Origin of the sequence: Bacillus sp. ABP14 (genome assembly GCF_001831375.1) — a bacterium.
Taxonomy (GTDB): domain Bacteria; phylum Bacillota; class Bacilli; order Bacillales; family Bacillaceae_G; genus Bacillus_A; species Bacillus_A paranthracis.
Map to the genome: position 1 here is coordinate 3,288,293 of NZ_CP017016.1, position 20,448 is coordinate 3,308,740.

A 20,448-nucleotide genomic window follows, 5' to 3' on the forward strand; every position below is an offset into this window, starting at 1 on the left:
TCTCCTCTTTTCCCCATCTACTATTCACACTCGTATTTGTAAATCTCCTTACCATATCCTCTATCAATTACTAAAAGTTCATTTGGATATAGTGTCTTATGTTCCATTCCAACCTCATCCTCTGTTATAAACATCCCATCAATAATCATTCCTACTACTTGTGACTCTTTCGCTACAAATATCGATTTCGATCCTTTCTTTGCTATAAACGTAACGGATTGCACAGTCTTTCTTTCTGCTCTATACGGAATACCAAAATAATGTTTCCACCATTTATTTTTGAGTAACTCTGGCTCAGATTGATATAACCAATCTTTCGCTACCTCTTGATCCCATTCGTAATACAATAATGCTTTCCGGTGAAATCTTGGACGGACAATCCATCCTAAAACGATTATTCCTACTATTAACAGTAATAAAGTGATAGGAATAACAAACTTAAAAATAAGCGCATACTTTTCATAAAACGGCGCATTTTGAATATGGAGTGTTATATCTTTCTTTACTTTTGGTAATTTTGAATCCTGCACTACGATGGTAGCTTCTACGGTGCCAGTATCTGTAAAATTGAATGTGTCGGAGTAATGCGGTCGAGGATAAATGTAAATTTGATTACCATGCTGTTTTATTTCATAGTTGATTGATTGTTTAGATGTGACACCAGTAGATTTTAATAGTTTTTTTACAGCCTCTTCTGTCATCGGCTTATCATCTAACTGTGGTTGTATAATAAATGGTTTACTATTCTCTAAACTTGTTACTTTTTCTTCATAATCTTTCGTGACAGTTTGAAGTGATAATTTAGGCTTTTTCGTTGTTTCGATTTTAAATTCTTTCGTCTGTCTGTAAAACCCCTTTATGTTCATATGAACTTTCCCGCGTACTAAACCTTTATCAATCTTCATTTCGTAGTAAAACACATGTTTTTTATCGTCCCACTTCATCGGGTACTGTTTTCCGTCTATTTCTATTTCTGCCTGAAAATATGAAGATTGAATTGGTAATTCCGTAGGCTTCGCTTCGATAACAGCAGTAACACCTTCATACATTTTTTCCACATTCTTTTGACTACGATCATCTTTGTCATAAGTAGAAACCGTATAGTTAAGCGCCGGTTCAACTAGCACTTGTAATCCTTCTTTCTCAATATCCTGGTCCACCTCTATCGTATACGTTCCTGGTTTAATAACTTCCTCATTTTCCGTACTGATATGAACTATATTTCCGAATAATTTCGCTTCTCCTGGTGCATGTATGGAATAAGAAGATTGTAATTGTAACGGTTTAGAAATTTGTGTGACCTGATAATTAGATAAAGAAGGCGATTGTCGTACAAGCGTCATACGTTTTAACGGAAATGGTGTTGTAATCTCTACTTTTTTTCCTACTACTTTCGTTTTTACAATCGATTCAACTGAAGAGAACGGATCACGATTTGCAACTAATGCTGCCACTTGATTGACGCTTTTTACAATACCATCCTCTCCACTAGATGGCATCGTAACTCCATTTATCTCTTTCTTCCATATTTCTTTAAACGTATTTAGTTGTGCCTTTTCTTGCTGTCCTAAATCCTCTTCCATCGTAATTAAAATTGGATGTAACGATATCTTTTTTGCATCCATATTCTTCTTAAACTGCGCTAGCTTCTGCAAAATTTGTTCTTTTCCGCCAACCTTATCTTTCTCTAAATCATTAAATGCCCCGTCAGTTAACACAATAAGCCAAAATTCACGTTTCCCATCTATATCGGCTTCCTTTTTTATAGATTGCATCGCCGTTTCTACTGCGCTAAACGGAGTATTTAAATACGTTTTCCATGCTCCAATTCCCTCAATTTCCGTTTGTCTCTTATCCTTCGTTAACGAAATGTTTAATGGATCATTTGGCTTGCTCATTGGAACGTAAGAAAATGTATCTTTTTCATCTAATAGCGCAACTAAACTTTGCAAAGCGTAATTGGCATATTTCCAGCGATCGTTATTTCTCATGCTGCCCGAATCATCATATACAAGTGAAACGACCCTTTCCTTTGCCTCCTCTCCTTTTGCAAAAGTCCAAAAAGGATGTAACCATATTAATAGAAACAACATGAATGTGGCACAAATTCGAATTTTCATGATGAGGCTTCGCCACCTTTGTAGACAAATTCCTATGTTTAAATTTATGAGAGGATACAAGATATATGACTTGTATTTTAGGACAACGAACATAGCATAACTTTATTATGTAAACAGTTATAAAAACTGAATATGATTCCTTCTAGCGTTTTCTATCCGGTAATGTAAGTAAAAAAGCCTGTTTAAGCTTTACACTTAAAACAGACTTTTCCTACTTTTTATTTTAAAAACACATAACAAAAAGTTTGATTTTTGACTTAACACATCACTTCTATTGTAAATCCACCAGGTGCTTCCACATAAAACGTATACGCATGTGCACGTTTAGGAGCCTCAACCAAAAATCCATCTTCCTTCAACCTTTGATTTATCTTATCTACTTGTTCTTCACTTTCTTGTGGAAATCCTACATGAAATGTTTTTGGATAATGTACGTCTTTCCCTTTCATTAACGTTAATATAAATCCATCATTATCACGCATAACTGCAAAGCCATTTCCCCTTGTTCCGCTACAAGTTAAATGAAAATATTTTTCTAAAAACTCTCTAGTAGCTGCTACATCTGAAACTGTTAAATTAAGATGTTTAATTTTCAAAGCATCACCTTCTTTCTTAATTTTCTAACATTTTATCATATAAATAAAAAACACGCCTTCACAGCGTGTTTTATTGCTTCACATACACTTCAACAATCGGATTATCTTTATGATCCGCATGCAAGCGTATATTCTCTTCACTTGTACGATAAATGCTAGCTAATAACATAATCGTTAACACGTTAGGAGTTTTGGCATCGCTCCCATATTTCCTTTCCAGCGCTTCCTTATATTCAAAATCCAAATCTCCTTGCACATATGTATACACTTCAAAACCATCTTCTAAATTGCAAACTACTGTATCAATAATATCTGCCCCTACTTGCTTCTTCATTTCCTCTCGCAATGCTTCAATAAATTCTTCCCACGGTACTTCGTATGTCTGAAACTGATCTGTAGATTTCATGCCTTTTCCTCCTTATATATCCTCTTCCTATATTTCCCCTTTCCTATAACAATTATGATAGTTAGGGCATTCGTACAAGCCGCACTTGTCCCCCTTACATATCGTATTACTGTAATGGGGAAGGAGGAATGAATATGCATAGACAAAAATGTTATGATACGTGCCGACGTTACTTCGGAAAAGTTGTTCGGATTGAAGACCGTGATGGCCGTATACATTTAGGTAAAATAATCGATGTGACACAAAGCTCTGTATGGATTGAACCGGTGCAACAGCGCTCATCTTTTGATTCAGGATTCGGATACTATGACGCTTATGCAAATGGTGGTTGCGACCTTTGCGGCGGCCTTAGCAGATGTGATAGTTGTGGATTTGGATGCGGTGGTGGATTCAGCGGCTGTGGTCGTGGTTGTAGTAATTGTGGTTGCGGTGGCTGGGGCGGCGGCGGTTGTGGCTGGGGTGTTGAACTCGGATTTGGTTTTATCTTTGGAATTACATTAGCTGCATTATTTTTCATTTAACATAAGTAAAGAGTTGACTATCTTTAGCCAACTCTTTTTCTTTATTTTTCACATATAAAAATACGATGACCTAAAATATGTTGGTACATAAGTCGTACATTTTCATGCTGTACCCATGCCTCATATAACTCATTGGGAATAAATTGTGATACATTCCATTCCGGCTCTTCTATATAGCTAGAGATTGTTTCTGCAATTGTACCACCGCCAGCAATAGTAACCCGCCGAAAATTTGCTTTCTGAAATAATTGTACCCACTCGCTCTCAGTTAATAGTTCTTTCATCCCGTATAATTGAGCGATTTTTTCTTCCTCTCCCTTATCAATGTGCCTATCAATAATCATTTCGATGACAACAAGCTTACCGTCTTTCTGTAATACACGATAGCACTCTGAAATAACCTTTTCTTTTTCTGTAAAAGCGAGTATCGATTCTCCGAGTACGAATTCAAATGAGTCATGCAAACAAGGTAATTGCTCTGCCTTTCCTTCAATTAATTGAATGTCTATTCCTTCAAACAACCATCTATCTTTCGCCTTTTGAATCATAATCTCATTCTGTTCAACCGCCGTTACTTTATAACCATATTCTTTTGTCATATACGCTGCTGTTTTCCCCGTACCGCAGCCTATCTCAAGGACGTTAGCTCCATATCTAAAAGGCAGTTGTGCTAACAATTGTTTTGTTAACGTAAAACCGCCAGGATGAGCACTCCCTATTCCGTAATACGCTAAGAAATCGATGTATGTGTTTCGTTTCATGGGATTCTCCTTTAAATTTTCTATAATACATATATTCACCCATCAAAAAATCGTGCACGTAAAAAAGCATTTCCAAGTGCTATACAGCAACTTGAAAATGCTCTTCTCTTTTTTATTTCTCTTCTACATACGCCCATTTAAAGCTATATTCCGGACTAATATTATGTTTCACAATTCCCTTTATATTTGGTTTCATTACATATGATCTAGCATTTTGATATAAAGGTACAAGCGCTACATCATCTTCAAGCAATATTTTTTCAGCCTTGCCTAACTCTGTCCAACGTTTTTTTGCGTCAGCCATCCATTCTGTCTTACTTTTATTAATAATGTCATCATATTTTGAATTTGAGTAGCTCATCTGGTTTTGCGAATTTTTTGTTTCAAACATATCAAGATATGTCATTGGATCCGCATAATCTGGATTCCAGCCACCATATGAAAAATCATAATCTTGGTCTGATTCTAATTTTAGTTTTTGCTTAAATGGTTGCAACTTAATATTTACTGTCACACCTTTTAAATTCTTTTCAACTTGATCTTTTACATACTCCCCAACTTTTTTCGCATTACCAGTATCATAATTTAATAACTCTATTGTCACTTGATCTTTTCCAAGTTCTTTTTTCGCTTCTTCCCATGCTGCTGCTGCCTTTTTGGAGTCTTGTTTTAAACCATTCTTAAACGTTTCTGCGAAATCTTTACCGTCTGGTCCACTTGCTAAACCTTTTGGTACTAAGTAATCCACTGGTTTTGAACCATCATTTAAAATAACATTCGTTAAAGCTTTCTTATCAATTGATAACGCAATTGCTTCACGTAATTTTTTACTCTTTAGAGGTGTATCTTGACCACCACGTTTTTGATTTAGACGTAAGTAAAACGTACTTGTTTCCGAATAGGCCCCAAACTCTTCTTTATTGTTTCTATACTTATCCACGAATTCACCTGATAATAGCGCGAAATCAATTGCACCTGTATCATATAAATTTACTCTAGTAGCTGGTTCTTTTACTACACTATAGTTGATTTCCTCTAGTTTTACAGTCTTTTTATCCCAATACTGATCATTTTTCTTTAATTTCCAGCCTTGCTCATGCTTCCAATCAGTAAGCACAAATGGACCATTATAAAGTGTTGTATCAGACTCTAAACCAAATTTATTCCCTTTTTCTTTCACGAACTTTTCATTTAATGGATAGTATGACGCAAATGCCATTAAGTTCAAGAAATATGGTACTGGTCTTTCTAGTTCTACTTCAAGCGTATAATCATCTACCGCTTTTACACCTAATGTAGAAACTTCTGCTTTCCCTTGATTAATCGCTTCTGCATTTTTAAGATAGTAAGCAATAAATGCATACTCAGCAGCTGTTTTTGGATCTACTAGCCGTTGCCATGCAAATACGAAATCTTTCGCTGTTACAGGATCACCATTTGACCATTTTGCATCTTTCCGTAATTTAAATGTATATTTTTTGCCATCCTCGCTTTTTGTGCTAGATTCCGCTACAGCTGGGATTGGCTTATTATCTTTATCCAAGCGATATAAACCTTCCATTGTATTTCCTAAAATTTGTGATCCAAGTGTATCTGTATTTTTGGAAGTATCCATCGTCGGAATTTCATTCGTTTCTGTACGATTTAGCACTTGCTTTGCCGCATATTTAATATCAGATTTCTTCTCTTCCCCACCATTATTAGACGTTGTAGTCGGTTTCTTCTCCCCACCAGATCCAGAAGAACATGCTGTTAAAGCCATACTCATTGCTAAAACTGGTGCTACAACTGCTGTGAACTTTTTCATCTTTTTCTTCATTTTTGTACCCTCCCCAATTATATGTACGAAACTAACTTCGAGAGACTTTCTTTCATTTATTTTTAGAAAATTCTTACTAATTATCATTCTACTAATTTATCCTGATTTGTAAAGTGTTTTATGAATATTCCGAATAATTAATCTAACAACCATAATAACTATTACTATACGAATTCTCCCACATCTACTATATGTAAGTACCACTTTTCTTATTCTTCTCTATTTATTTAAATTTAATTGAATAGTAAAAGAGCGTCTAAAAAAATAAATAATATATTTTTTAAACGCTCATTTTTCTTTTTATTATTTACCTTCCGTTACATAAGCCCACTTAAAGCTATACTCTGGACTAATGTTATGTTTCACAATACCTTTTACATTCGGTTTCATTACATATGCTCTACCTGTTTGATATAAAGGTACCATCCCTGCATCTTCTTCAAGTAATAATTTTTCTGCTTTACCTAACGTTTCCCAACGTTTCTTCGCATCAGACATTAACTCATTACCTGCTTTTTTCACCATTTCATCATATTTCGGATTCGAATAACTCATTTGGTTATATGGGCTCTTCGATTCGAACATATCAATAAATGTCATTGGATCCGAATAATCTGGGCTCCAACCAGCAAATGAAATTTCATAATCTTGTGCTGATTCTAATTTTAATTTTTGTTTGAACGGCTGAATTTTCGTATTAACCGTTACACCTTTTAAGTTTTTCTCAATTTGATCTTTAAAATAGTCAGCAATTTTTTTCGCTGTTCCATCATCATAGCTTAGTAATTCAATTGTCACTTGATCTTTTCCAAGTTCTTTTTTAGCTGCTTCCCAAGCTGCTGCACCTTTTTTCGGATCATATTTCAGACCATTTTTAAAGGTATCTTGGTAATCTTTACCGTCTGGTCCTGTCGCAAGCCCTTTTGGTACTAATTGATCTGTTGCTTTTGAACCGTTATTTAAAATAACGTTTGCTAAACCTTTTTTATCAATTGATAATGCGATTGCTTCACGTAGTTTTTTACTCTTTAACGGTGTATCTTGTCCATTACGTTTTTGATTTAAACGTAAGAAGAATGTACTTGCTTCTGAATATTCACCATACTCTTCTTTATTCGATTTATATTTATCAACGAACTCCCCTGATAATAGCGTGAAATCAATTGATCCTGTATCATATAAGTTTACTTTCGTCGCAACTTCTTTTACTACACTATAGTTAATTTCTTCTAATTTCACAGTTTTATTATCCCAGTACTTATCATTTTTCTTTAGCTGCCATCCTTGTTCATGTTTCCATGAAGCCATAACGAACGGTCCGTTATACAACGTTGTATCTGCTTCTAAACCGAACTTATCTCCTTTTTCTTTTACGAACTTTTCATTTAAAGGATAGTACGATGGGAATGCCATTAAATTCAAGAAATACGGCACTGGTTTTTCTAATTCTACTTCTAGCGTATAATCATCTACCGCTTTTGCCCCTAAATCTGTTAGTGGCTTTTCACCTTTATTAATTGCCTCTGCGTTTTTAATATAGTAAGCGATAAACGCATATTCTGCCGCTGTATTTTTATCAAGTAAGCGCTGCCATGCGTATACGAAATCTTTCGCTGTTACTGGATCACCGTTTGACCATTTGGCATCTTTACGTAGTTTAAATGTATATTTTTTGCCATCCTCGCTTTTCGTACTAGATTCTGCTGCAGCTGGGATCGGCTTATTATCTTTATCTAATCGATATAAACCTTCCATCGTGTTCCCTAAAATTTGAGAACCTAATGTATCGGTAGATTTTGAAACATCCATCGTCGGAATCTCTTGATTCTCTGTACGATTTAACACTTGTTTTGCTGCGTATTTAATTTCAGACTTTTTCTCTTCCCCACCACCACTAGACGTCGTAGTTGATTTCTTCTCCCCACCAGATCCAGAACAAGCTGTCAACGCCACACTCATCGCTAAAACTGGCGCTACAACTGCCGTGAACTTCTTCATCTTTTTCTTCATTTTTGTACCCTCCCCAATTATATGTACGAAACTCATTTTGAGAGATTTTCTAATAACTAGTTATCAGAAAATTCTTATTAATTAATATTCTACTAATTTTTCTAGTTTTGTAAAGTTATTTTTAAAATATTTAGAAAATTTATTTTACTTAGCGATAGTAACATTCTATTTTCTATGACCATACTACACGTATCCTCCATCTACTACATTTCATTTCTTCTCTACTCTTTCATTTTCACGTTCAATTGTACAACAAAAAAAGTACTTCAAGGCATGTAGACTGCTTTGAAGTACTTTTTCAACTCTATTATTTTTCAGTAACATATGCCCACTTATAGCTGTATTCTGGGCTAATATTATGCTTAACAACACCTTTTACATGTGGTTTCATAACATAAGATCTAGCACTTTGATATAAAGGTACAAGGGCTACATCTTCTTCAAGAAGTAATTTCTCTGCTTTCCCTAGTTCCTCCCAGCGTTTCTTCGCATCACTCATTAATTCCCCACCAGCTTTTTTAATTATTTCATCATATTTCTGATCAGAGAAACTCATTTGGTTATGAGAGTGCTTACTTTCAAACATATCTAAATATGTCATTGGATCCGCATAATCTGGGCTCCATCCACCATATGAAATATCATAATCTTGATCTGATTCTAATTTAAGTTTTTGTTTAAACGGTTGCAGTTTAATATTTACTGTTACACCTTTTAAATTTTTCTCAATTTGATCTTTTACATATTCCCCAACTTTTTTCGCATTACCAGTATCATAGTTTAAAAACTCAATTGTAACTTGATCTTTTCCAAGTTCTTTTTTCGCTTCTTCCCATGCAGCAGCTGCTTTTTTCGCATCTGGTTTAACACCGTTTTTAAATGTTTCTTGGAAGTCTTTCCCATCAGGTCCAGCTGCTAATCCTTTCGGCACTAAATAATCTGCAGGTTTTGACCCATCATTTAAAATAACATTTGTTAAATTCTTTTTATCAATTGATAGCGCAATTGCTTCACGTAATTTTTTACTCTTTAATGGTGTATCTTGTCCACCACGTTTTTGGTTTAAACGTATAAAGAACGTACTTGGTTCGTTATACACCCCATATTCCTCTTTATTATTTCTATATTTGTCAACAAATTCACCTGTTAATAAGGAGAAATCAATTTGACCACTATCATATAAATTCACATTAGTTGCTGGCTCTTTTACAACACTATAGTTAATTTCATCTAATTTTACAGTCTTTTTATCCCAATATTGATCATTCTTCTTCAGTTTCCAGCCTTGCTCATGCTTCCAATCAGTAAGAACGAACGGTCCGTTATATACAGTTGTATCAGATTCTAAACCGTATTTATCCCCTTTTTCTTTTACGAATTTCTCATTTAATGGATAGTATGATGGGAATGCTACTAAGTTTAAGAAGTATGGTACTGCTTGTTCTAATTCAACTTCTAAAGTAAGGTCATCTACTGCTTTAACTCCTAGCTCTGTTACAGGTTTTTCCCCTTTATTAACAGCTTCTGCATTTTTAATTGGGAATGCAATGAATGCATACTCAGCAGCTGTTTTTGGATCTAACAAACGTTGCCATGCAAATACGAAATCTTTCGCTGTTACAGGATCACCATTTGACCATTTTGCATCTTTACGTAATTTAAATGTATATTTTTTACCATCCTCACTCTTCGTGCTTGATTCTGCCGCAGCTGGGATTGGTTTATTCTCTTTATCTAAACGGTATAAGCCTTCCATTGTGTTCCCTAAAATTTGAGAGCCCAAAGTATCTGTACTCTTCGACGTATCCATTGTTGGAATTTCCTGATTTTCTGTTTTATTGAACACTTGTTTCGCTGCTAATTTTTCTTCTGATTTGCTATCTCCGCCAGAGCTAGAATTTGTGCTTGTCTTCTTATCTCCACCTGATGTAGAACATGCTGTTAATGCCATACTCATTGCTAAAACTGGTGCTACAACTGCTGTTAGTTTTTTCATTTTTTTCTTTTTCACTTTCTGTACCCTCCCTAATTCTTAACGCTCTCATTTAAGAATTTTCTGATAATTCTGTTTTTCTTTATATATTTATCAGAAGATTCTTATTAACTATTATTCTACTAATTTTTTGAGTTTTGTAAAGTGTTATTATTGAAAATTTTTAAAAAATTATTTTTTTACAGTAATATTTATAAAAATCCTATAATCTTTCGAAACACTATACCTCATTGAATCTTAAGTATTGATTTAATAGTCTTTATATCCCTCCACTATAAATCACCTGTAAATTATTGTTAATAAATAATGTATATCATAACAAACCTCTTTTCTACAAAAATAAAAAAGTCAGCAAAGCTGACTTTTTATCCGGCCATTTTCTCTTTTTTCATTTCCTCTATTACTCTCGTATACTTCTCTTCATCAAATTCATTTTCACTTTTTGCAACAACTACAGTCGCAATACCGTTACCAATTAAATTAACGATAGCACGTGCTTCTGACATGAAACGATCTACACCAAGTAATAGCGCTAACCCTTCTAATGGAATAACATTCATCGCAGATAAAGTAGACGCTAGTACAATAAAGCCTCCACCTGTTACTGCGGCTGCTCCTTTAGATGTAACTAACAAAATAGCTATTATCGTTAATTGTTGACCTAGTGAAAGATCGACGTGAAAGACTTGTGCTAAAAATATAGTGGCCATCGATAAATAAATTGTTGTTCCATCTAAATTAAAAGAGTACCCCGTCGGAATGACTAAACCTACTACCGGCTTCGAACATCCGAAGTCTTCCATCTTTGTCATCATTCGCGGTAATACTGATTCTGATGATGATGTCCCAAGAACAATAAGTAATTCTTCTTTAATATGCGCTAAATATTTCCACAAACTAAATTTATAAAATTTACAAATGAAATTTAAAACAATAAAAACAAATAATGCCATTGTTGCATATACACAAATCATTAATTTACCAAGTGGAATAAGTGTACTTAAACCATATTTTCCAATTGTAAATGCCATTCCACCGAATGCTCCAACCGGTGCTAATTTCATTACAATTGATAAAATGTTAAAAAATACTTTCGATAATCTTTCAAAAAAGTCGATTACCGGCTGTCCATTTTTCCCTAACATCGTTAACCCTGCGCCAAATAAAACAGAGAAAAATAACACTTGTAAAATATCACCTTTTGCAAATGCTTCAAACATGTTAGACGGCACAATATGTAAAAAGAAATCCACCCACTTCATTTCTTGCCCGCTTTGTACATATTGTGAAACATCTCCGCCCTTTAGCTTTGAGGGATCTAATCCATCTCCGGGACGTACAACATTCGCTACGATGATACCAATAATTAAAGCCGCAGTTGTAACAATTTCAAAATATAATAATGCCTTCCCACCAACACGACCTACCTTTTTCATACTTCCCATACTTGCAATACCAAGCACAATTGTTAAAAAGATAATCGGTGCAATAACCATTTTAATCATATTGATGAACGTTTCACCAATTGGCTTCATCTCTTGTCCAACACTCGGCCAAATTGCCCCTACTGCAATACCACAAATAATGGCCACAATAACTTGAAATGTTAAATTCTTTATGATTCTCATTTTTGATACTCCCCTGTTTCTTTCATTTCTCCCATACTATTTCAATAATTGCTAATGATATATTCTATGTAATAGCCCCCCTGTTATTTCACTTAAACCACAATTTTATGTTACACTATTATCTTAAATTTGAAAATAGTATATAACATTTATATATAAACGACATACTATTTAACATAATAAAAAAGCAGACATTACGTCTGCTTTAATTCTCCTCAATCTGTTTTTCACTTAATCCTAAATGTGTTCTAAGCATATTACTCAAACTCTGCAAATCTTTTTTATTAGGATTATAATAATATACACGTTGCCCATTTGGACCATTAGGTAAGTATAAATCATCACCTGCTAATTGAATTTTTTCAATCGAACAATTTAAACCGTATTTATAAAAAGATAAAATATCATCCATTGCTAAATTTGTTTTAAAATCACCTTCAACCGCCTCGACTATTTTTTCTAGCTTCGTAATCGATCCTACACTTTTTAATTTACTTAAAACCGCTTCCATAACAAGTTGTTGGCGCTGCCCTCTCATTGCATCACTATCAATATGACGCGTTCTTGCTAAGGCAAGTGCTTCTTCCCCTGTTAATTTTTGTAGTCCTTTTTTCAAATGAATCGCCTCAGGTTCATCTTTACTATTTTGCTCCGTAAATTCAACTGGGACATCTACTTCAATCCCATCTAACCCATCAACAATTTTAGTAAATGAATTAAAATTAAACTTTACAAAATAATCAACAGGCACTTGTAATAACTTTTCTACCGCTTCCACTGAAGCTTGCGGTCCTCCATCTTTACCATTTTTAACGAAACCACTTCCATATGCATGCGTTATTTTATCTTTTTTCTTTTCAACCGGAACATATGTGTATGTATCACGTGGTATACTCGTTAATTTCACAGTCTTATCATCTTTATTAAAAGTAGCTAACAGTAGTGCATCTGTATGAAATGCACCATTATACTCCTTTTGTCGTTCTTGATTTTCATCAATTCCCATAATTAAAAGTGAAACATTATTCGTAATCGGTTTTACAGTTTCCTCACGTAAATTCGATTTTTCACCACGTGCTAAATTCAAACTAGATTTTTGTACGAGATTAGAAGTTTTCATATATATATAAGTACCATATCCAACTCCGCCAAATAGTAATACTACTAACAGTACACTGATTATCATTGTCTTCTTATATTTTCGTTTATTTTTCTTCTCTCTTGAAGAAGAGGTATTCTCCATATCGTTCCCTCCGTTTTCTATTCATCTAATATATTTTTCAATTTTTCATACTTAGCGCTATCCTTTTGAAATGTATTCTCTTTCAATCCTTTGTTTATTTGTATCCATTCTGTTGTAATCGAATATTGAATCATACCTTCGTGGAAACTAAGGAATTTTAGCATAATCCCTGTATTTTTCTCTACAACCATTTCAAACTTCCCTCTTAAATCTTCAGATGTACTTACAGGCATTTCTATATTTATTGTCCCTTCTATTTTGTAGCAATCAAGCCCAAGATACTTCGTTTCTTTATAATTCCAATCTTTATATCGAATTAATAGATCAGCAAATTCGGATTGAATACTATACTTCGCGAATCCCACATATTCATCATCATATCTTTTTTTCTCACCTGATTTTCTCAATAACCTTCCCGTAGGATTTAATTTTAATAGTTCATAGTTTCTTTCTTTCGGGCTCCATTTTGTTTCTTTGTACGTATACTTCTCATCATCAAATTCTTTTTTCTTGCCCTCGTTATATATAATGGTTCGTTTTTTCGTTAGCTTGTCTTCTTTTGAAGAGATTCCTCTTTGTTGCTCCGTATCAATCGCATATTTGTATGTTGTAGCAATTCTTGACGAACTAGAATATTCCTCAAATTGTCCTGAAATATTATTAAAATGATCAATGGAATCTAGCATCTTTTCATGAATCTTTTCCTTATCTGGATAATTTACATTTGATTTTATTTCCTCTTCATTTTCATAATCAGAAAATGCCTTTTTCTTTACATATTCAAACACTCCGCCGTTTTGAGCAAAAATTTGATCAGAAAACTCCGACATAGACACAATTGAGAGCACTAGGACAGCAGCACTTATAACCATCATATAAACTCTGTAACCTTTCTTTTTTACCGGAAGATTATGTAGTGTACGATTAATCTTTTCATTTAACTCTGGCGGCACTATTACATTCTCTTCGTTTATTCTCTTTTTTAATTTCTCATCAAATAATTTTTCATCATCCATCCTTTGCACCCCCTATTCCATCTTTAATCGTTTCTGTAGTTGTTCCCTCGCACGTGCCAATCTCGATTTCACTGTTCCTTTTGGTACTTCTAAAAGCTTTGCTATACTCTCTTGATTCATATCTTCATAATAATAAAGCACCGTAACAGCTCTTAACTCTTCATGTAACGATTGAATCGCATTACACAAATCTATATCTTCATACTGATCGCACGCACTCATATTGTAATCATTCTCTTCTGTCACAATTATCTTTTTATACGTTCTAATAATGTTATTACATTCATTCATTAAAATTCGAATTAACCAAGTTTGAAAAAACTCTTCTTTCTTTAATTTTTTTATATTTTCATAGGCTTTTAAAATTGTTGTTTGTATCGCATCCTCTATATTTGTCTCATCACGTAACATAGCCTTTGCAATGCGATACATCTTCATTTTTTCCGTATGTATAAGCGCCATAAACGCTTCATGATCACCTTTTTTCGCTAAAGAAACATCGGTTTCTTCTTTTACAATCATTTTATATAAAGGGATTACTTTCACAATTGCTCCTCCTGTTTCATCCTCACTTCAAATTTAACTTTACATGTATTAGACGGATGAGCCTAGAAAAAGGTTCGTTTTTTTGAATATTTCCATAAAAAAAGGTAAACATTTTTCATGTTTACCTTTTTTTATACGTAACTCTGAGGAGATATCCATTTGGATCGACAACTTTAAAGCAATTATTTTCTTATAAAACAATAATGACTTTTCTACATCATTTACATATAGCTGCAACTCATTCGTTTCCTCCTCATCAAAAAAAGTCCACTCATATAGTGGACTTTCTACTCTACAACGGTAAATCCCTCTTCTTAAACAATACAATCGCTACTATAAAAATACAAAGCGCTCCCGCAGCTAAACCTATACTTACCGGCCATATATTATACGTTCCTTCCGCAATTTCTTTTGGACGAAACAGTGTAAATAACGATAGACTTTTCATCCACTCTAACTTATCACTTAATTTACCTACCATATTTAGTACAAAAAATAAAATAGTTAAACTTGCTGAATAGCTAAGTGCTTTTCTTTCATCATTACATATACAAGAAAAGAAAAATGAATAAGCACTAACGACTAGAAATATGAGCCCTCCTACTATATTTATCTTTAGGAATAATTCTTTATTTAAGTTATTATCACTTAAAAACCATTCTGCACCTAATAAACCAGCTACATACGTAACAACTACAATGATCAGTAGTCCCAATATGAGAACAGCAGCTTGCGTGATTGCAATTCGTACTCTAGATACAGGCGTTGCCAGCAAGTATGCCATTGCTCCTTTATCTACATGACGAGCAATTAAATGTGTTGCAACTGTTACACAAAAAATCGTTAAAATAATAATAAACAATAGACTATAATATTCGCCAGCTAAAAAATCCATTACGTTTTGAATCGGACTTTCCATGCCAACAATTTTTTTCACACTATCAGGCATAGCACTTATTAATTCATTTAACCCTTTCGCTGATACCATGGAAGGAAATATCCAAATTAACAACCATAAATATAGAGCTGCACCAGTTGCGTAACTCAAAATACTTTTTTGCGTCTCTTTCAAACTAGCTAAAAACAATTCCTTATTCATGCTTTACCCCTTCTTTCTTATCGTAATAATGCATAAATAAATGTTCTAAATCCATTGCTCGCGTTTGAAGCGCCGTTACATTATAGTTTGAAAGTATTTGTAAAACAGTTTGATAGTTTCCTTGTACAATAATCGATGCCTCTCTACCTTTCACCGCTTCAAATTGTAAATTACATTGCGTAAGAGATTTAATCTCTTCCTCTGATGATACGGTTACATCTATCACTTGTCGTCTCATACTTTGTAAATCATGAATATTTTCAACCGTTACAAGGCGCCCATCTTTAATAATCGCTACTCGGTCACATGTACGCTCAATTTCAGTGAAAATATGTGAAGACATAAGAATCGTTTTTCCCCTTTGCTTTTCCTCTACTATTAAATCTATAAACACTTGCTGCATAAGTGGATCAAGTCCTGATGTTGGTTCATCTAAAATTAACACTTCTGGCTCATGCATAAATGCAGCGACAATTCCTACTTTTTGTTTCATTCCTTTAGACATTTTTCGAATCGGTGTTTTCACATCGAATTGTAGACGTTCTATTAATTCATCTCGTCTTTTCGTATCCTTTAGCCCACGCATTCCTTGCATTAACTTTAAAAATTCTAATCCATTCATTCCTTCAATAAAAGAAATTTCGCCTGGTAAATAGCCAACTTCTCTTTGAATTTTCGCTGCTTCATCCCAGCAATCTAATCCAAAAATTGTCGCTTTACCATCTGTCGGTTTTATAAATCCCATTAAATTACGAATCGTTGTGGATTTCCCTGCACCATTTGGTCCTAAGTAACCGAATACTTCTCCTTCTTTTACATCAAATGTAATATGAAACAAACCTTTTCCATTTGAAAACTGTTTTGTAACATTTTGAACTGAAATCATAATTCCACCTCATTTTTTGAAATATTTAATATGTGATATTTCAAAATTATTGTACTCCTCATCTTTCATATTCGCAACAACTTTTTGAAATATTTATATGTCCATATTTCAAAAATATTGTTTTCTATTATTTTTTCTTGTATATTTTAATTGAGGTGATTGCATTGAACGGCTTTGAAAAAGTGAAAGAAAAGAAAAAACGTGCCATTAAAGAGGCCGCCTTCTTATTATTTTCAGAACGTGGATTTAATGAAGTGAAAATAGAACATATTGCAAAAGAAGCAAATGTTTCTCAAGTTACCATTTATAATCATTTCGGAAGTAAAGATGCGTTATTTCGAGAGCTTATACAAGAATTTATTATATCTGAATTTCAATATTATAAAGATCTTGCAGCGGAAAAATTACCTTTTCATGATATGATGCAAAAAATGATTGTCAGAAAAATGAATACTGGTGGGTTATTTCAGCCAGATATGTTACTACAAATGATGCAAAGAGATGAGGAGCTCCGAGAGTTTATTTATAGTTATCAAAATGAAAAAATACTGCCTTGGTATTTAGAAATATTAGAACGAGCGCAGCGCAATAACGAAATTAATCCTCATCTTACTAAAGAAATGATGTTACTTTACATTCAAATGTTTACTAAATTAGGTGATGATTTCGGAGCACAGCTTCTTGAAGGAGACCGCGAAAAACATATACAAGATATCGTTACGATGTTCTTTTATGGACTTTCTGTTCCAGAAAAGTAAAAAAGACACGAAACTCGTGTCTTTTTTACTTTACAGTGATAACTCTACCCGTTTCACTACTTTCAACCGCTAATTGAATCAGCTTGATTACTTCTAAACCTTCTTGCGCTGTTACAGGTGGTTTCTCACCATTTATAATGCTATCTCTTACACCGTTATAGTACATGTCATAACAGCCGACTTCTGTTGGAATACGTACTGACTCTTCTTCTGTTTCTAGAGTAACAAAATTCTCTTCAGCGTCTACTCCATAACTGTTATCGCCTGGCTTCATTCCATTTTTTAATTGTTCTTCCTGTGAATCCATACCGTATTTCACGATAGAACCTTTATCTCCATGCAGTGTAAAGTGTGGACCGGCTTTTTTCACATAACTGCTACTACGTAAAATGACACGTTTAACTCCGTAATGAAGTACTATGTGGAAATAATCATCAATTTCTGCACCTGGTCGTTGTTTGATTACATCTGCACTGATTGCATTTGGTTTCCCAAATAATGATAATGCTTGGTCAATTAAATGCGAGCCTAAGTCATATAATATACCTGATCCTGGTAAGTTCTTTTCTCTCCATCGATCACGTACATGTGGACGGAAACGATCGAAATGCGCCTCATATGCGTATACATTCCCTATTCTATCCTCTTCTAATAATTTCTTTATCGTTAAGAAATCATTATCAAAACGGCGGTTATGATATACACTTAATACGACATTATGCTGCTCTGCTAATGAAATAAGCTCTTCTCCTTCTTCAATTGAAACAACAAATGGTTTCTCTACAACAACATGCTTACCGTTTAATATTGCTTCTTTTACATATGGAAAATGAGTTGTATTTGGTGAAGTAATAACAACTAAGTCAATATCAGCTCGCTTCACCAATTCATCAATTGTACTCACGACATTAGCATTCGGTAATGTTTCTTTTACTACCTCTTCTTTTGAAGATAATACGGCACGAATATCGTATTCTTCTATCGTTTGTAATAATGGGATGTGAAATGTTGTACTAGAAAATCCAAACCCTACAATCCCTACACCTATTTTTTTCATGTTGCCCCTGGTTTAAAATTCTTATAAAAATCTATAAATCGTTGGCGAACCAAGTCAAATGCCAACTACCGAAAAGGAATCTCACCTTTTTCCTGTCCGTAAGGGTTGTGACCTTTTCATCCACCTAGTATGAAAGAATGACGGCAGGTTCCTGTTAGGAACGATCTGTCCTTGCATACTACCATTCATCCAAGTCAGTAGTATGCAAGAGGTTATAAGAAATAAACCAGTACCCCCTTCTCATTTAAATTTTAAATACGAATTGTTGATTGCTCATATAAACAGTTTTGTGAAGAATGCTCCACAATTTCCAATTGTGATATTCTTTCCACGTTTGAATTGTTTGTAACCATTTTTTATATACTTTTTTCGTATTCTTTTTACTTTCTTCCATGGAAGCAACAAGAATACGCAGTTTTGTTGTAATTTGGTTTTTTAATAATAATATAATCTCTTTTGGTAATTGTTCTTGCAATTCTAATCCACGTCTTGCGATCGTGAATGCGGCTGCTTCATGAACGCTAATACCGAAATTTTTACTGTATTTTAATTTTCCGATCACACTTGTATAAGCGGGGTTTACTGTTTTAACAGAAAATCCGTTACGAAGAGCCATACGAATTAAACTGTTCAACATCTTTTTATACGTAAATTGATGGAAATTACGATTACTGTATGTATCAGTATCATGAGATTGTTGAAACTTTAAATCTTCTAAAACAATTCCACCTACATTGTTTTCCAACAACCATGTTTTAATTTGTTGTACGATTTGTCCAATTATCGTTGCCCGTTTGTTTGTTGAAAACGCATTCAGATTGTGTAGATAAAAAATTTTTGAACCTTTAAAATTACCTTGTTTTGTACATAAACTAACTGCAATACGGTCCGGATTTACATCAATTCCTGCAATTACATCTGATTGTGGTGTTTCCTTGAAATCTAGTACATGACCTATTTCTGTTTCATTAAACGTAATATTTACATAAAATTCATTTTGTTTACGAATGATTTCTACACTATATTTTTGATGCTCTATAATCGGTTTTCCTTTTGGATTTACACCGATTTGCTTTCCCATAACGACATTTGTGATTTGATGATAAAAACGATATGGAATGATAATCGGAACTTTGATTCGTGGGCTTTTTGTTTTTCCATTTGTTCGTCCTAATGGATTTGCAATTTCTAACCATCCTTGCCCACAGTCATCAACTGTAATGCGCATGTTCAAATTCCCTTTTTTGCTTTTATCTCCACGAGAATATAATTGTCGTGTCCGTAAATCTTTCCATTCTTGATTGGATATCTTGTTTTTCATTCTTTCATAGAAATTTTTCCGCCCACCAAAAATAATAGGAGGTAATGTTTTATTTTTAATATGTTTTGCATACGTTTCAATTTTTTGTTCTAATTTTTGTTTTCGTTTTCTTAAACCAATTAAACAAGTTTCTAATGCAACTTGTTTAGGTCTTTTTTTGCCGCGTTCATAATCAGCTATTTTTTGTAACGTCTTTTCTAACTTTTTTTGATTGTTTTCTAGGTAAACAGGAAGAAGTTCTTTTTGAGAGAAAAGGATTGTTTGCGCTTGTAAAATCACATCTTCACAAAAACGTTTATTTAACAAATATTTAGGTTGTAGTTTTTTTATCAATTCTTTCTCGTTTTCGCCCTCAATCAAACGCTTAAAACTATATCGTTTTGCACTTTCGAACGTACGAATCAAAGTAATTAAATCTTCCGTTTGTTCTTTTGTAATAGAATTGATTTTACAAGTACGTGTTGTTTTCATCCTTTTCCCCCTTTTCATCACCTGAAAATATTATAGGTTGAATTCTGTAAAATATAAAACCTGTAATTGTAAATTTTTATAGTTTTTTATAGATTCTTATTTACTGTTATTACCTCCATTTGTCCCGCTATTTGTGGGCAACAAGACCCCCACTGATTAAACTTTCACTATATGAGAACGATTTCATTCAGTTATTA

The 20,448-nt window shown here is 33.7% G+C and carries 17 protein-coding genes; 2 read left to right on the plus strand and 15 right to left on the minus strand.

The annotated features are described in order from the left end of the window. Positions 1-20: 20 nt before the first annotated feature. The 3 genes from BGI23_RS17060 to BGI23_RS17070 all read right to left on the minus strand — a co-directional run bounded on the left by BGI23_RS17060 (position 21) and on the right by BGI23_RS17070 (position 3,122). The gene (locus tag BGI23_RS17060) at positions 21-2,120 is read right to left on the minus strand and encodes a vWA domain-containing protein (RefSeq protein ID WP_070806659.1); all 2,100 of its coding nucleotides are present in this window, start codon (positions 2,118-2,120) and stop codon (positions 21-23) included. Positions 2,121-2,377: 257 nt separating this feature from the next. Next, on the minus strand, positions 2,378-2,716 hold the full coding sequence (locus tag BGI23_RS17065) for a VOC family protein (protein WP_070806660.1): 339 nt from the start codon (positions 2,714-2,716) through the stop codon (positions 2,378-2,380). Positions 2,717-2,786: 70 nt separating this feature from the next. Continuing rightward, positions 2,787-3,122: a hypothetical protein gene (locus BGI23_RS17070; protein WP_000842903.1), complete on the minus strand. Its 336-nt coding sequence runs from the start codon at positions 3,120-3,122 to the stop codon at positions 2,787-2,789. 134 nt (positions 3,123-3,256) lie between these two features. On the opposite strand from BGI23_RS17070, the gene BGI23_RS17075 reads away from it, so the two are divergent. Beyond that, complete coding sequence (locus BGI23_RS17075) at positions 3,257-3,643, plus strand: hypothetical protein (RefSeq protein WP_070806661.1); 387 nt, start codon at positions 3,257-3,259, stop codon at positions 3,641-3,643. 41 nt (positions 3,644-3,684) lie between these two features. Here BGI23_RS17075 and BGI23_RS17080 read toward each other — a convergent pair whose 3' ends face one another. The 10 genes from BGI23_RS17080 to BGI23_RS17130 form a co-directional block, all read right to left on the minus strand. Beyond that, positions 3,685-4,404 carry a class I SAM-dependent methyltransferase gene (locus BGI23_RS17080; RefSeq protein WP_070806662.1) on the minus strand — a complete coding sequence of 240 codons (720 nt, stop codon included), beginning with the start codon at positions 4,402-4,404 and terminating at the stop codon, positions 3,685-3,687. A 112-nt stretch (positions 4,405-4,516) separates the two neighbouring features. Beyond that, positions 4,517-6,223 carry a peptide ABC transporter substrate-binding protein gene (locus BGI23_RS17085; protein ID WP_070806663.1) on the minus strand — a complete coding sequence of 569 codons (1,707 nt, stop codon included), beginning with the start codon at positions 6,221-6,223 and terminating at the stop codon, positions 4,517-4,519. Positions 6,224-6,526: 303 nt separating this feature from the next. Further along, the gene (locus tag BGI23_RS17090) at positions 6,527-8,233 is read right to left on the minus strand and encodes a peptide ABC transporter substrate-binding protein (protein WP_070806664.1); all 1,707 of its coding nucleotides are present in this window, start codon (positions 8,231-8,233) and stop codon (positions 6,527-6,529) included. 307 nt (positions 8,234-8,540) lie between these two features. After that, the gene (locus BGI23_RS17095) at positions 8,541-10,244 is read right to left on the minus strand and encodes a peptide ABC transporter substrate-binding protein (RefSeq protein ID WP_000727510.1); all 1,704 of its coding nucleotides are present in this window, start codon (positions 10,242-10,244) and stop codon (positions 8,541-8,543) included. A 347-nt stretch (positions 10,245-10,591) separates the two neighbouring features. Beyond that, positions 10,592-11,854 carry a dicarboxylate/amino acid:cation symporter gene (locus BGI23_RS17100; protein WP_070806665.1) on the minus strand — a complete coding sequence of 421 codons (1,263 nt, stop codon included), beginning with the start codon at positions 11,852-11,854 and terminating at the stop codon, positions 10,592-10,594. A gap of 205 nt (positions 11,855-12,059) precedes the next feature. Further along, a complete protein-coding gene (locus tag BGI23_RS17105; RefSeq protein ID WP_070806666.1) occupies positions 12,060-13,097 on the minus strand; it encodes an LCP family protein in 1,038 nt (345 codons plus the stop codon). Positions 13,098-13,114: 17 nt separating this feature from the next. After that, positions 13,115-14,113, minus strand: a complete 999-nt coding sequence (locus tag BGI23_RS17110; RefSeq protein WP_070806667.1) for an anti-sigma factor — start codon at positions 14,111-14,113, stop codon at positions 13,115-13,117. Positions 14,114-14,125: 12 nt separating this feature from the next. After that, complete coding sequence (locus tag BGI23_RS17115; protein ID WP_044793395.1) at positions 14,126-14,659, minus strand: sigma-70 family RNA polymerase sigma factor; 534 nt, start codon at positions 14,657-14,659, stop codon at positions 14,126-14,128. Between the two features lie 292 nt (positions 14,660-14,951). Further along, positions 14,952-15,758: an ABC transporter permease subunit gene (locus BGI23_RS17125; RefSeq protein WP_070806668.1), complete on the minus strand. Its 807-nt coding sequence runs from the start codon at positions 15,756-15,758 to the stop codon at positions 14,952-14,954. After that, on the minus strand, positions 15,751-16,644 hold the full coding sequence (locus tag BGI23_RS17130; RefSeq protein ID WP_070806669.1) for an ABC transporter ATP-binding protein: 894 nt from the start codon (positions 16,642-16,644) through the stop codon (positions 15,751-15,753). Before BGI23_RS17130 ends, BGI23_RS17125 begins: the two co-directional genes overlap by 8 nt. 155 nt (positions 16,645-16,799) lie before the next feature. Here BGI23_RS17130 and BGI23_RS17135 point away from each other — a divergent pair, with 155 nt between their 5' ends. Next, entirely contained in the window at positions 16,800-17,402 is a 603-nt protein-coding gene (locus tag BGI23_RS17135; RefSeq protein WP_157441041.1) for a TetR/AcrR family transcriptional regulator, read from the plus strand. Between the two features lie 25 nt (positions 17,403-17,427). On the opposite strand, the gene BGI23_RS17140 is transcribed toward BGI23_RS17135, so the two are convergent. Both BGI23_RS17140 and BGI23_RS17145 read right to left on the minus strand, forming a co-directional pair. Next, positions 17,428-18,459: an oxidoreductase gene (locus BGI23_RS17140; protein WP_070806671.1), complete on the minus strand. Its 1,032-nt coding sequence runs from the start codon at positions 18,457-18,459 to the stop codon at positions 17,428-17,430. 244 nt (positions 18,460-18,703) lie between these two features. Then, complete coding sequence (locus BGI23_RS17145; RefSeq protein ID WP_070806672.1) at positions 18,704-20,251, minus strand: IS200/IS605 family accessory protein TnpB-related protein; 1,548 nt, start codon at positions 20,249-20,251, stop codon at positions 18,704-18,706. Positions 20,252-20,448 lie beyond the last annotated feature (197 nt).